Consider the following 822-nt stretch of genomic DNA (forward strand, 5'->3'; position numbering starts at 1 on the left):
CATCATTATCTACGGCTTTTTTAAATACGTACTACGACCACGAATCATCGCACATGCAGAGCACGGAAATCTAAAAGACAAATCGAAAGAAACCGCGCTCGCTGCAGTAAATGTGTTGCTGTTAATCGGAACAGTGGTAGTCACTCTATTTGTATGGGGTTTTGACTTCAAAGGACTCCTGACATTGTCTGCCAGTATTCTGGCGGTCACTGGTGTGGCGTTATTCGCCGGGTGGTCGGTACTAAGTAACATCACCTCATTTTTTATTCTTTTAGTGCAAAAGTCATTCAGGCGTGGCAACTTCGTCAGAGTGATTGATGGCGATAATTACGTCGAGGGGTATATTTCTGAAATTAACTTATTCAGCACTAAACTAATCAGTGAAGCGCGTGAAGTTATTATATATCCAAACAACTTACTTCTAACCAGACCAATGCTCGTCAATCCTAGAGATCGTTTAAAAGGGATTGGTAAATTGCAGTCTGAAGAGTACAAAGAAGACAAACAGTCTTAATTTAGAATAACCCGAGTTGCCTAGTTATTCAAACAATTACTTAGCGGGATACGAAGCGGGCAATACGACGACCAGTTGATCTATCGAAAGCGCTTAAGAAGAAAACTCAGAGATTACACCTCGAATATACCCCCTCATGCCCAAGCCGCCAAAAAAGCTGACGAGTGGCTAGTCAGCGAAGGCAAGGCGCCACGTTATGAAAATGGCGGCTGGGTCTCTTATTGTTATACCGTGAATGGGCCTGAGCCTATAGAACACCTTGTATCACCACTTGATTATGACCTGTATCTCGCCAGACAAATCGCACC

The 822-nt window shown here is 43.3% G+C and carries 1 protein-coding gene and 1 pseudogene; both read left to right on the forward strand.

Going from position 1 to position 822, the window contains the following annotated elements; genetic code table 11:
* Positions 1–514 (forward strand): mechanosensitive ion channel domain-containing protein (locus tag A3766_RS26640; RefSeq protein ID WP_068643314.1); only part of this gene is annotated, 514 nt, incomplete at its 5' end.
* Positions 515–589: 75 nt separating this feature from the next.
* Positions 590–822, forward strand: a pseudogene (locus A3766_RS32330) (DNA polymerase II); the annotation flags it as partial.

This window comes from Oleiphilus sp. HI0132 (assembly GCF_001635845.1).